Below are 12,007 nucleotides of genomic sequence, written 5' to 3'. Positions count from 1 at the left end.
GCATCTCCGCCCGCGCCGTCGCGGGCCCGCATGAGGACGAGGAGGGTCGTGTGACGACCACGATGAGCCGGGCGCCCCGGGACCGGACCCATTATCTGTACCTGGCGGTGATCGCCGCGGTCGTCCTCGGCATCGCCGTGGGGCTGGCGGCGCCGGACGCCGGGGCCGCGCTGAAGCCGCTGGGCACGGCCTTCGTCGCCCTGATCAAGATGATGATCAGTCCGATCATCTTCTGCACGATCGTGCTCGGCGTCGGATCGGTGGCCCAGGCCGCGAAGGTCGGCAAGGTGGGCGGGCTGGCCATCGGATACTTCATGGTCATGTCCACGGTGGCGCTGGCCATCGGCCTGCTCGTGGGCAACGTCCTGCACCCCGGCGAGGGGCTCCAGCTGACCGACGAGCTGCGCAAGGCCGCCGAGGAGCAGGCGGCCAAGGGCGGCGAGAGCGACACGACGTCGTTCCTGCTCGGCATCATCCCGGCGACCTTCGTCTCGGCGTTCACCGAGGGCCAGGTGCTGCAGACCCTGCTGGTCGCGCTGCTGACCGGCTTCGCGCTGCAGGCGATGGGGGAGCGTGCGGCGCCCATCCTGCGAGGGATCGGCCACCTGCAGCGGCTCGTCTTCCGCGTCCTTGCGATGATCATGTGGGCGGCCCCGGTCGGCGCGTTCGGCGCCATGGCCGCCGTGGTCGGCGCGGGCGGTTTCGACGCGCTGCGCAGCCTGGCCGTGCTGATGGGCGGGTTCTACCTGACGTGCCTGCTGTTCGTGGGGGTCGTGCTCGGCGCGGTGCTGTGGCTGGGCGCGCGGATCAACCTGCTGTCGCTGCTGCGCTACCTCGGCAGGGAGTTCCTGCTCATCCTGTCCACGTCCTCCTCCGAGTCGGCGCTGCCGCGCCTGATCGCCAAGATGGAGCACCTGGGGGTGAGCCGCACCGTCGCCGGCATCACGGTCCCGACCGGCTACTCCTTCAACCTCGACGGCACCGCCATCTACCTGACCATGGCGACGCTGTTCGTGGCCCGCGCGACCGGTGCCCCGCTCTCCGCGGGGGAGCAGATCGGCCTGCTGGTCTTCATGATCATCGCGTCCAAGGGGGCGGCGGGCGTCACCGGTGCGGGCCTCGCCACGCTGGCGGCGGGCCTCCAGTCGCACCGGCCGGCCCTCGTGGACGGCGTCGGCCTGATCGTGGGCATCGACCGGTTCATGTCGGAGGCCCGGGCGCTGACCAACTTCGCGGGGAACGCGGTCGCCACGGTCCTGATCGGCACGTGGGTGGGCGACTTCGACCGCTCGCGGGCGGAGGAGGTGCTGGCCGGCCGGGCCCCCTTCGACGAGGCGACGTTCGTGGACGACGAGGGCGCCGCCCCGGCCCCCGAGGCGGGCCCCGCCCCCGCCCCCGCCCCGGCGGCCCACCCGTAACCGGATCAGCGGGCGGGCGGCGCGAACTCCGGCTGGTCGAGCACCCGCAGCCAGCTTCCGTCGGGCTGGCGCCGTACGACCTGGGCCCGGGCGCCGGCGCCGTCCTTCGGCGGGGTCGAGGTCAGCGCGATGTCGCCGCTGACCAAGGTCGGCAGTGGCTCCTCGGGCTCGAAACGGGGGCGGTTCGCCAGCACCTTCTCCCACAGGGCGCGGATCGCCTCCCGGCCGACCGTCACGCCGCCCGGCGGGTAGGCCAGCACCGCGTTCTCCTCGTACAGGGCCGCCACACCCTCGGCGTCCCCGGCGTTGGACCGCTCGACGAACAGGCGGGTGATGTCCTCCGGCCGCATGGCCTTCTCGTACTCCGGCATGGGTTCCTCCCGATCTCTCGTACGGCCTCCAGCCTGCCGATCCGCCCGTCAGAAGTCCAACAGATAGATCTGATGGGAACTAGAATCAGTAGTTATGGAACTGCGCCAGCTGGAGTATTTCGTCGCGGTCGCCGAGGAGCGCAACTTCACCCGGGCCGCCGAGCGGGTGCACATCAGCCAGTCGGGCGTCAGCGCCCAGATCCGGCAGCTCGAACGCGAACTCGGCGCCGAGCTGTTCGACCGGTCCGCGCGGAGCGTCACGCTGACCGTCGCGGGGAAGGCCGCGCTCGACCACGCCCGCGCCGCGCTCGCCGCGGCCGGGGCGCTGGGGCAGGCGGTGGGCGAGGTGACCGGCCTCATCCGGGGCCGGCTCACCGTCGGGATGGTCGTCGGCTGCACCGTCACGCCGCTGTTCGACGCCCTCGCCGCGTTCCACCGAGCCCACCCGGGGGTCGAGATCTCCCTGCTGGAGGACGGCTCCGACCGGCTCGTCGAGGGGGTGCGCTCCGGCGCCCTCGACCTGGCCCTCGCCGGGCTCGCCGCCGCTCCGGACGGCCTGGAGACGCTGACGGTCATCAGCGAGCGGCTCGTCGCCGCCGTCCCGCCCGGCCACCCCCTCGCGGGCCGGGACGGCGTCACCCTGCGCGACCTCGGCTCGCACCCGATCGTCTGCATGCCGTACGGCACCGGCCTGCGCGCGGTGTTCGACGAGGCCTGCGCGGCCCGGGGCCTCCAGCCGGTGATCGCACTGCAGGCCGGGGCGGCCGACGCCGTCGCCGGCCTCGCGGCCCGTGGGCTCGGCGTCGCCGTCCTCAGCGAGTCGATGGCCGCGGCTCACCGCGACCGGCTCACCGCGCTCACCATCGAGGACGTCGAGACGCCCGCGCTGCTCGCGCTGGTGTGGCGCGGCGGGCAGGGCCCCGCCGTACGCGAGTTCGTGCGGCACGCCCGGCGGTCCTTCGCCGTCACCGCCGTCTGAGGGGCCTTCCCGTCTGCCTCCGGTCTCGGGACGTGGGCTTGGATTGGACGTATGTGCCCAGGTACTCCTAGAGTCCCTTTCATGACGTCTGGTGATCTCCAGCTCCGGAGGGCCGAGAAGACCGACGCGGACGAGATCTTCGCGCTCGCCCGCGAGTTCGCGCTGACGTTCCGGCCCGAGCGTGCGCCGTTCGACGCGGCGCTGCCGCAACTCCTGGAGAACGAGGACGCCTTCCTCATCGTCGCCACGGTCGAGGGGACCGTACGCGGCTACCTGCTGGGCTTCACCCACCTCACGCTGTTCGCCAACGGCAGGGTCGCGTGGGTGGAGGAGGCGATGATCGAGAGCGGCTATCGCCGCCACGGCATCGGGCGGCGGTTGCTGGAGGAGTTCGAGACGTGGGCGCGCTCACGGCAGGCCGGATACGTCGCGCTGGCGACCCGGCGGGCCGCCGAATTCTATGGCGCCCTCGGCTACGAGGTGTCGGCCACCTACTACCGCAAGATGCTCAGACCGAAGATGTGAGCCCGTTATCCGGGGCTCGCGGGATCCGGAAACTCCTGATCGCCGTGAGGGCGGCGATGATCGAGTCTATGATTCCCGGATGTCCCCAAGATCCCTATTGCCACTTCTGGTGCTTCTCAGTCTCCTCGCCGGCTGCGGCGCGGCGGCCCGCACGAGCGGCGCGGACGACGTCGTGTCTCCGGAGCCGTCCGCCTCGCCCGCGGAGTCGATCCAGGGACGCTGGTGGACGTGGGCGTCCTCCGAGACCGAGAGCACCAACCCCGTCGCGGACGACACCGGAGAGTTCTGCGATCGCAACCAGCCGGAGGACGTCTGGTTCCTCGCCGGGACCTTCGGCGGCACCGTACGCCGGACGTGCGCGCTTCCCGCGGGGAGGCCGCTGGTGTTCCCGCTGGTGAATCTGGTCGGCGACCAGGCGGACTGCGAGGACTTCATGGCCACGGCGAAAGGCGGCGCCGTCCTCGACGGCCGGCCGGTCACACCGGAACGGATGGAAGAGGACGACGTCGCCGTGACCGGTGTGGCGGGCAATCCTCTGACCGGTGTGGAGGGAACGGAGACGTACTACGCGTGCGGGCTCTGGGCGCGTCTGGACCCACTGAGGCCCGGCCGCCACACGCTGACCATCCACGGGTCCTCCGGAGGCTTCCGCGTCGGCGCAAACTACACGCTCATCGTCGGGACCGGGCTGCGGGCATGACCCGACCGGCCCTTCCGGAGAGATCCCGCGCGTCGCGCCGTACGCCACGCGCCGCAGGGACGGTCAGACGGTCGAGGTGAGCTGGGCGTCCAGGCGGTAGCCGTCCACGGTCACGTAGACCGAGTCGCCGGGCCGCGCGTTCAGCCGCATCAGGACCGGCTGGAGCGAGTCGAACACCGGCTGCCGGTCGCGCCACACCAGCACGACGGCGTTGTCTCCCGGGCCGGTGACCGACAGCAGCGTCCCCGGGCGCATGCCGAGCTGGGCGGCGTACCCCTCGGGGACCGCCACCGGCTCGCCGCGCAGATGGCCGCTGGTGACGTCGATCCGCTGCCAGCGGCGGGGGTCGGAGGCCGGGCTGGAGGTCGGGCGGGGGTTCGGCACCAGATGCGGCCGGGGCACGCCCCCCGCCAGGTTCCCGTTCAGGTTGCCGTTCGTGAGCGCGTTGAGCGCGGCGAGCGCGGTGGCGGCGTCGGGCCCGTTGTTGGCCTGCGAGGGGATCGGGACCCCGCCGCGGCCGTGGTGGTGCCCGTTCGCGCCGGGCGTACGGCGGGGCAGCGGCGTGGGCTTCGCCGTCTGGTCGGGGCCGTGCCGGGTGGGCAGGGGGCCGGGCTCGGACGGGGAGCTCGCCTGCGGCATCGAGTCCAGCCACGCCTTGGCGGAGTGGGCGCGGATGCCGAGCTGGCCGAGCAGCTCCACGACGTCGGCGTCCGCGGGCTTGCTCGCCAGCAGCTGGCGGGTCTTGTCCCGCAGCCCCGCGAGGTCGCCCACCACGAGCCAGCCGTCCTGCAGGCGGCGGTCGGGCATCAGCGTGACCAGCACCCGCCACAGCGGCGTGCCGAGGGCCGGGACCTCGATGGGGTGGGACGGGTCCGCCGAGATGAGCTGCTCCTGGGTGGCCGCGGCGCCCAGCCACTCGGTGAGCCCGAACAAGTGGCCGGTGAGCGGCGCGGAGTCGGGGGAGCGCAGCCACAGCAGCACCCGCTCCTCGGCCGTGCGCTGGGCCTGGGAGAGCAGTTCGCGGTCCACGTTGAGGTTGTGCGCCAGCGTGCGCAGGCTCACCGGCTCGGCGGCGAACAGCCGCTCGGCCGCGACGGCCCTGGCGAGCGGGTCCCAGCCGCGGAACAGGCCTTCGACGACCGCGACCATCGGGTGCGCGCTGAGGTCGGCCGGCTGCCGCTCCCGCGCCGCCTCGGCCGCGGGCTGCTGGGCGGGGGCGGCCGCGGGCGGCGGGATCGAGGCCCCCGGCTGCCGGGCGAAGGGCTGGGTGGCGGGCTTGGCCGGCTCCGCGACAGGCGCCTGCGACGGCGCGCCCCGCCCGGGCCGGACGGGTGCCTGCCCCTGCTGAGCGGGCGTCTGGGTGGGCGTCTCGGCGGCCTGCCCGGGCGCCGGCGAGGCAGGCCGGCCGAACGGCTGCGAGGTGGTTCCCGGGGCGGCGACCTGCGGGAAGGGCTGGGAGGAGGTCCCGGCCTGCGGGAACGGCTGTGACGTTGTTCCCGGCGCGACCTGGGGGAACGGCTGAGACGTCGTCCCGGGCGCGGCCTGGGGAAGGGACTCGGAGGCGGGACCGGCGGGTGCCTGTGCCTGTGCCTGGACCTGTGCCTGTGCCTGTGCCTGGACCTGTGCCTGGGGCGCGGGCTCGCCCCCTGCGAGCGCCTGCTCGGACCGCCCGGACGCCAGCTCGCTCTCCAGGCGCCCGAACACCTCCCGGAACACGGTGGTCAGGAGGACCTCGGGCGAGGCGGGAGCGGCCGGGGCCTGGAGATCGCACGGTGTCAGGCGGCGCAGCCGATACCACCCGCCGAGGTGGTTGACCACCGTGCGTACGGGATCAGGCCAGCCGGGCATGGCCGGGTCCACGGTGTGCACCTGGAGCGCCGGGAGCAGGTCGGTGAGGGGCAAATGATCCCAGCGGCCGACGGCGAGGCGGGCGAGCCGCTCGCAGAGCCAGTCAACGCCGGTCGCCCGCATCGCGCGGCCGATCCCGACGGAGGCCCACCAGCCGCCGGGCAGGCGCGGGTCGGCCAGCATCTCGGCCACCTGCTGAGGACGGCTCCAGCGCAGGGCCGGGACCAGGTCGCTCAGGCAGATCGTTGACTCGGCGTCCATCGGTATGACCGCACCCTCCCGAGAGTGACGCATGTTGCTAATGGTGCAGCTTACGCCGCAAACCAGCAATTGGTGTCAATAGGGTAAAGTTCCCAGGATCCGGCCGGGCGCCGACCTGCGCGACCGCCGCCGCGCCCGCCTCACACCCCTTGCGCAGGGCTTCCTCGGGCGTGCTCCCGGCCATCGAGGCGACCAGGAACCCCGCGGCGAACGCGTCTCCCGCGCCCGTCGAGTCGACCACCTCCGCCGGGGGCGCGGCCGCTCTGGCGACTATACGGCCATCGCGGGCCAGCAGGGCACCGCCGGCCCCCAGCTTGACCACCGCCGTGCCGTAGTGGGCGCTGAGGGTGCGGGCCGCCGCCTCGGGATCCACGGCGTCCGCGAGCAGCAGCGCCTCCTCCAGGTTGGGGATCACGACGCTCGCCGGGGCCGTCTCGCGGAGGAACCGCTCGGTGCCGAACGCGCGCAGGGGCCCGCAGGAGGCCGGATCGACGCTGACGGGGATCCCACGCCCGGCGGCCTCGCGCATGGCGAGCCGCACGAGTTCCAGGCCCGGCTCGGCGAACATCGTGTACGCCGACAGGTGCAGATGCCCGACCCCGTCGAGCAGGTCGGGCGTCCAGTCGCCGACCCCGATGTGGCCGCTCGCCCCTCGGTTGGTGAGCATGGACCGCTCCCCGGTGGAGTCGACCATGGCGATCACGACGGCGGAGGGCCGCTCCGGGTCGATCCGCAGGTGCGGCCGGACTCCGGCCTTGGTCAGCTGGGCCGCGTGCCACTCGCCGGTGTCGTACCCGGCCCGCGCCAGCAGGCGGGTGTCGGCGCCGAGCCGGGCGGCCCAGGAGGCGGTGTTCGCCCCCGAGCCGCCCGGGCGCAACGCGATGTCGGCGGGCGTGTCGGTGCCGGTGGCCGCGGGGCCGTCGTGCAGCGCGACGACGTCGGTGACCACGTCGCCGATCACCAGCAGACCGCTCACCCGGCCGCCCAGGCGGCCGCGATCTCCCCGGCCAGGCGGGTGTTGCCGCGTACGGCCGCGAGGTTGGCCTCCAGCGACGCTCCACCCGTGCCCTCGACCAGGTATTCCAGCAGGAACGGGGTGATGGCCTGCCCGGTGACCCCGCGCTCCTCGGCGGCGCGCAGGCCCTCCGCGAGCACCCGGTCGTGCAGGTCCGGGTCGAGCTGGAGATCGACGGGAACCGGGTTGGCCACGATCAGCGCCGTGTCCAGCCCGCCGAGCGTGTCCTGGGCGCGCATGACGCCGGCGGCCTCCTGCGGCGTCTCGATGCGCCAGTCCACCGGCTCGCCGGAGCTGTGCAGGTAGAAGCCGGGGAACTCGTCGGTCCGGTAGCCGACGACGGTGACCTGCTTGGTCTCCAGCCGCTGAAGCGTCGCGGGCACGTCGAGGATCGACTTCACGCCGGCGCACACCACGGTGATCCTGGTGCGGCTGAGCGTGTCGATGTCGGCCGACTCGTCCTGCACGGTGGTCCAGCCGCGGTGGACGCCGCCGAGACCCCCGGTGGCGAACACCCGCACACCCGCCCTGGCGGCCAGGAACGAGGTGCCGGAGACGGTGGTGGCACCGCTCAGCCCGAGCGCGGCGGCCGGGGCGAGGTCGCGGAAGCCGAGCTTGCGCAGGCCCGGCTCGGTCGCGATCCGCTCCAGCCCGTCCTTGTCCAGGCCCACCCGCGGGACGCCGTCCAGCACCGCCACCGTCGCCGGCACGGCCCCCGCCTGCCGGACGATGTCCTCCAGTTCGAGGGCGACCTGGAGGTTGCGGGGCTGGGGAAGCCCGTGGGAGATGATGGTGGACTCCAGGGCGACGACCGGACGGCCGGCGGCCAGCGCCTCGGCGACCTCATCGGAAACGCGCATGTCTCTCCTGTCTCCCGCTTGGGGTTCTTTCGTTGGCGGAGGATTGTCCGCTTCGGCATATTCTGCCCGGGTATTGCGGGGGACTTTGCGATACGTTGCGGGCATCCGCTCAGGTCCGCCGACGCCACATCCTCCCGTCACCCCTCCGAGACCCTCCCACGCCCGCCGCCGCGACTCGCATCCGGCCCGCATACAACCGCGACACCGAGCCACGTACGACCCGGGAGAACGCTCCATGCCACGCTCGCACTACGACGTCGTCATCGCCGGCGCCGGGCACAACGGCCTCGTCGCCGCGGCCTACCTCGCCAGAGCCGGGCGCAGCGTGCTGGTCCTGGAACGCCTCGATCACGTGGGCGGCCTCGCCGTGTCGGCCCGCGCGTTCCCCGGCGTGGACGCGCGGCTGTCGCGCTACTCCTACCTGGTCAGCCTGCTGCCCACGAAGATCGTGAAAGAGCTCGGGCTGCGCCTCGACCTGCGCCGCCGCCGCTTCGCCTCCTACACACCGGTCGGCGACACCGGCCTGCTCGTGGATAACGAGGACGCCGCGCGCACCGCCGCCTCCTTCGAGGCGGTGACCGGAGGACGGCACGACCTGGCGGCCTGGGAACGGTTCTACGGGATGACCGCTCACGTGGCCCGGCGGGTCGCGCCGACGCTGCTCGAACCGCTGCGCGGCCGTACGGCCCTGCGGGAGGTCGTGGGGGACGACGAGGCGTGGCGGGACCTGTTCGAACGGCCCGTCGGCGAGGTCGTGGACGAGCGGTTCGCCGACGACACGGTGCGCGGGGTCGTCCTCACCGACGCCCTGATCGGCACCTTCGCCGATCCGGCCACCGACCTGCTGGCCAACCGGTGCTTCCTCTACCACGTCATCGGCGACGGCACGGGTGACTGGAACGTGCCGGTCGGCGGCATGGGCGCGGTGACCACCGAGCTCGCCGAGGTCGCCCGGCGGCACGGCGCCGAGATCCGCACCGGGGCCGAGGTGCTGGCGATCGACCCCGGCACCGGGGAGGTCACGTTCGACGACGGTGCGGAGCACGCGGTGACCGCGGGCAAGGTGCTGGCCAACCTGCCGCCAGCCGTGCTCGCCCGGCTGCTCGGGGAGACGCCCGAGCGACCCGAGGGCGCGCAGCTCAAAATCAACATGGTGCTGTCGCGGCTGCCCCGGCTGCGGGACCCCGCCGTGGACCCCGCCGAGGCGTTCAGCGGCACCTTCCACATCAACGAGAGCCGCGACCAGCTCGCCGCGGCGTACGCGCAGGCCGCCGCGGGGAAGGTGCCGGACCTGCCGCCCGCGGAGGTCTACTGCCACTCGCTCACCGACCCCTCGATCCTCGGTTCGGAGCTGCGGAAGGCGGGGGCGCACACGATGACGCTGTTCGGCCTGCACATGCCGGCGCGCCTGTTCGCCGACCCGGCGGCCAAGCGGGAGGCGCTGGCCCGCACGCTCGCCTCCATCGACTCCGTGCTCGCCGAGCCCATCGAGGACTGCCTGCTGCGCGCGCCCTCGGGCGAGCCCTGCCTGGAGGCCAAGACCCCGCTCGACCTGGAGCGGGACGCGGGCCTGCCCGGCGGCCACATCTTCCACCACGACCTGTCCTGGCCGTACGGCGAGGAGCGCGACCACGGGGCTCGGCCTGCTCAGTGGGGCGTCGAGACGGCGCACGAGCGGGTGCTGCTGTGCGGCGCGGGCGCCCGGCGCGGCGGCGGCGTCAGCGGCATCCCCGGGCACAACGCCGCGATGGCGGTATTAACGGAACCTTCATGACGCTCGGGTAGCTTGTGCCGGTGCGTGAGGAATCGGCGAAACTGCTGGTAGTGGACGACGAGCCCGCCCTCAGGGAGGCGTTGCGCAGCAGCCTGGAGTTCGAGGGCTACACGATCGAGACCGCCCCCGACGGGCTGACCGCGCTCGACCTCCTCGACCGCGCAGCACAAAACGGGGGCGCGTACGACGCGGTGCTTCTCGACGTCATGATGCCCAGGCTCGACGGGCTGACGGCCTGCCGGCGGCTGCGCGCCTCGGGCAACCGGCTCCCCGTCCTCATGCTGACCGCGCGCGACGCCGTCGGCGACCGCGTCTCCGGCCTGGACGCCGGGGCGGACGACTACCTGGTGAAGCCGTTCGAACTCGACGAGCTGCTCGCCCGGGTGCGGGCGCTGCTGCGGCGCGGCGGGCAGTACGCGCAGGACGACAGCGGCGGCGACGTCCTCGCCTTCGGCGACCTGCGCATGGACACCGTGAGCTGGGAGGTCACCCGGGCCGGGCGCAGGCTCGACCTCACCCGCACCGAGCACCTGCTGCTCGAACTGTTCCTCACCCACCCCCGCCAGGTGCTGACCCGCGAGCAGATCCTGCGTGAGGTGTGGGGCTTCGACTTCGAGCCGTCGTCGAACTCGCTCGACGTGTACGTGATGTACCTGCGGCGCAAGACCGAGGCGGGCGGACTGCCCCGTCTGATCCACACCGTGCGCGGTGTGGGCTACGTGCTCCGGTCGTCGCCATGAGACACCGATCCCTCCGGTCCCGCCTCACGCTGCTGATCGCGGCCGCGGTCGCCCTGGCCGTCGCGGTGGCGGCGGCGGTGTGCTGGCTGCTCGTCCGGGGCGAGATGCGTGGTCAAATCGTCGACTCGATCACGCACCTGCAGCCGCCGGCGCAGCAGGTCGGGTTCGCGCTGCGGGACTGCGCCGGTCAGGGACGCAGGGAGGGCCACCCGAGGCCCGACTGGGACCCCTCCGGACGCAGCTGGCAGGTCGTCCTGGCGGACGGCTCGGTGTGCGTCGCGTCCGGATCGGCGCGGGTGACGCCGACGGCGCGGGAGCGGGCGATGGCCTTCTCCGGCGGCACGCCCGTGCTGCGCGACGCGGTCACCACCGACGGCACCTCCGTGCTCGTCTACACCTTCAGGTATGAGCCGCGTCTCGGCGGCCCGCCTGGCGACGCCGCGCAGTTCGCGGAGCCGCCCCTGCCGCAGGGCCCGGTGACGGTCAGCGTGTTCCGCTCCACCGCCGAGATGGACCAGACGCTCCGCATCCTCGCCCTCGTCTTCGGCTCCGTCTGCGTGCTCGGCGTGCTCGGCGCCGCCGTGGCCGGCCTCTGGCTGGCCCGTACGGCCCTGCGCCCGGTGGGGCGGCTGACCCGCGCGGTCGAGCACGTGGCCAGGACGGAGGACCTGAGCGTGACGATCCCGGTGGAGGGGGAGGACGAGATCGCCCGCCTCAGCCGGTCGTTCAACACGATGACCGCCGCCCTGTCCAGCTCGCAGGAGCGCCAGCGGCGGCTCGTCGCCGACGCCGGGCACGAGCTGCGCACCCCGCTGACGAGCCTGCGCACCAACATCGACCTGCTGCTGCGCAGCGAGAACACCGGCCGCGCCATCGAGCCCTCGGCCAAGCGGCGGCTGCTGGCGAACGTCAAGGAGCAGTTCGAGGAGATGTCGAGCCTCATCGGCGACCTGCTCGAGCTGTCGAGGAAGGCGGAGAGCGGCGAGCTGTCGTCCGACATCGACCTGCACGAGGTGGTCGCGTCGGCGGTCGAGCGGGCCAGGCGGCGCGGGCCCGGGCTGCGCTTCGACGTGGACCTGGAGCCGTGGCAGGTCCACGGGGACGCCCGGGGTCTGCAGCGGGCCGCGGTGAACGTGCTCGACAACGCCGTGAAGTTCAGCCCGCCCGGGGGTCTGGTGACCGTGCGGCTCAAGGGCGGCGTGCTGACCGTGCGCGACGAGGGCCCAGGCATCCCCGAGGACGAGCTGCCGCACGTCTTCGAGCGGTTCTGGCGCTCGCCGTCGGCGCGGAGCCTGCCCGGCTCGGGTCTCGGCCTGTCGATCGTGGCGCAGGCCGTACGGGACGCCGGGGGACGGGTCGCGATCGAGAACGCGCCCGGCGGCGGCACGCTCGCCACGGTCGAACTCCCCGGCGGACCGCCGGGGGCCTGACCTGGCTCGGGCTTCTGCCGCCGGCGTCGCCGTGGCCGGGCCGGGGCTCGAGGGACCAGCGTCAGGGAGCCTCGGCGTGACGGGCC

Annotated in this window: 11 protein-coding genes; 7 read left to right on the top strand and 4 right to left on the bottom strand. The window is 73.5% G+C overall.

What is annotated here, in order from left to right; genetic code table 11:
- Positions 1–50: 50 nt before the first annotated feature.
- The gene (locus IL992_RS11145) at positions 51–1,418 is read left to right on the top strand and encodes a cation:dicarboxylate symporter family transporter (protein WP_319018481.1); all 1,368 of its coding nucleotides are present in this window, start codon (positions 51–53) and stop codon (positions 1,416–1,418) included.
- A gap of 5 nt (positions 1,419–1,423) precedes the next feature.
- Here the strand turns inward: IL992_RS11145 and IL992_RS11140 are convergent, their stop codons facing one another.
- On the bottom strand, positions 1,424–1,789 hold the full coding sequence (locus tag IL992_RS11140) for a YybH family protein (RefSeq protein WP_193203247.1): 366 nt from the start codon (positions 1,787–1,789) through the stop codon (positions 1,424–1,426).
- Positions 1,790–1,883: 94 nt separating this feature from the next.
- Here IL992_RS11140 and IL992_RS11135 point away from each other — a divergent pair, with 94 nt between their 5' ends.
- The 3 genes from IL992_RS11135 to IL992_RS11125 all read left to right on the top strand — a co-directional run bounded on the left by IL992_RS11135 (position 1,884) and on the right by IL992_RS11125 (position 3,993).
- Positions 1,884–2,768, top strand: a complete 885-nt coding sequence (locus IL992_RS11135) for a LysR family transcriptional regulator (protein WP_193203246.1) — start codon at positions 1,884–1,886, stop codon at positions 2,766–2,768.
- Positions 2,769–2,849: 81 nt separating this feature from the next.
- The gene (locus tag IL992_RS11130) at positions 2,850–3,293 is read left to right on the top strand and encodes a GNAT family N-acetyltransferase (RefSeq protein ID WP_193203245.1); all 444 of its coding nucleotides are present in this window, start codon (positions 2,850–2,852) and stop codon (positions 3,291–3,293) included.
- A gap of 109 nt (positions 3,294–3,402) precedes the next feature.
- Complete coding sequence (locus IL992_RS11125) at positions 3,403–3,993, top strand: signal protein (RefSeq protein WP_226872709.1); 591 nt, start codon at positions 3,403–3,405, stop codon at positions 3,991–3,993.
- 63 nt (positions 3,994–4,056) lie between these two features.
- On the opposite strand, the gene IL992_RS11120 is transcribed toward IL992_RS11125, so the two are convergent.
- Genes IL992_RS11120 through IL992_RS11110 form a run of 3 tightly spaced genes read right to left on the bottom strand, consistent with a single transcriptional unit; the run spans position 4,057 to position 7,977 of the window.
- The gene (locus IL992_RS11120) at positions 4,057–6,102 is read right to left on the bottom strand and encodes a hypothetical protein (protein ID WP_193203244.1); all 2,046 of its coding nucleotides are present in this window, start codon (positions 6,100–6,102) and stop codon (positions 4,057–4,059) included.
- Between the two features lie 37 nt (positions 6,103–6,139).
- Complete coding sequence (locus IL992_RS11115) at positions 6,140–7,078, bottom strand: carbohydrate kinase family protein (RefSeq protein WP_193203243.1); 939 nt, start codon at positions 7,076–7,078, stop codon at positions 6,140–6,142.
- Positions 7,075–7,977, bottom strand: coding sequence for a pseudouridine-5'-phosphate glycosidase (locus tag IL992_RS11110; protein WP_193203242.1), 903 nt, complete (start codon positions 7,975–7,977; stop codon positions 7,075–7,077). The genes IL992_RS11115 and IL992_RS11110 overlap by 4 nt, the downstream gene beginning before the upstream one ends.
- A gap of 235 nt (positions 7,978–8,212) precedes the next feature.
- On the opposite strand from IL992_RS11110, the gene IL992_RS11105 reads away from it, so the two are divergent.
- The 3 genes from IL992_RS11105 to IL992_RS11095 are packed head-to-tail and all read left to right on the top strand — an operon-like array spanning position 8,213 to position 11,921.
- Positions 8,213–9,751, top strand: coding sequence for a phytoene desaturase family protein (locus IL992_RS11105; RefSeq protein ID WP_193203241.1), 1,539 nt, complete (start codon positions 8,213–8,215; stop codon positions 9,749–9,751).
- A gap of 20 nt (positions 9,752–9,771) precedes the next feature.
- Positions 9,772–10,491 carry a response regulator transcription factor gene (locus tag IL992_RS11100; protein WP_193203240.1) on the top strand — a complete coding sequence of 240 codons (720 nt, stop codon included), beginning with the start codon at positions 9,772–9,774 and terminating at the stop codon, positions 10,489–10,491.
- Positions 10,488–11,921 (top strand): sensor histidine kinase, encoded by a 1,434-nt coding sequence (locus IL992_RS11095; protein WP_193203239.1) that lies wholly within the window; start codon positions 10,488–10,490, stop codon positions 11,919–11,921. The genes IL992_RS11100 and IL992_RS11095 overlap by 4 nt, the downstream gene beginning before the upstream one ends.
- Positions 11,922–12,007: the final 86 nt, after the last annotated feature.

Source organism: Microbispora sitophila (assembly GCF_014892245.1).
GTDB classification, from domain to species: Bacteria; Actinomycetota; Actinomycetes; order Streptosporangiales; family Streptosporangiaceae; genus Microbispora; species Microbispora siamensis.
Note: the sequence above shows the minus strand (reverse complement) of the source record. Positions and strands in the feature narration are given on the sequence as shown.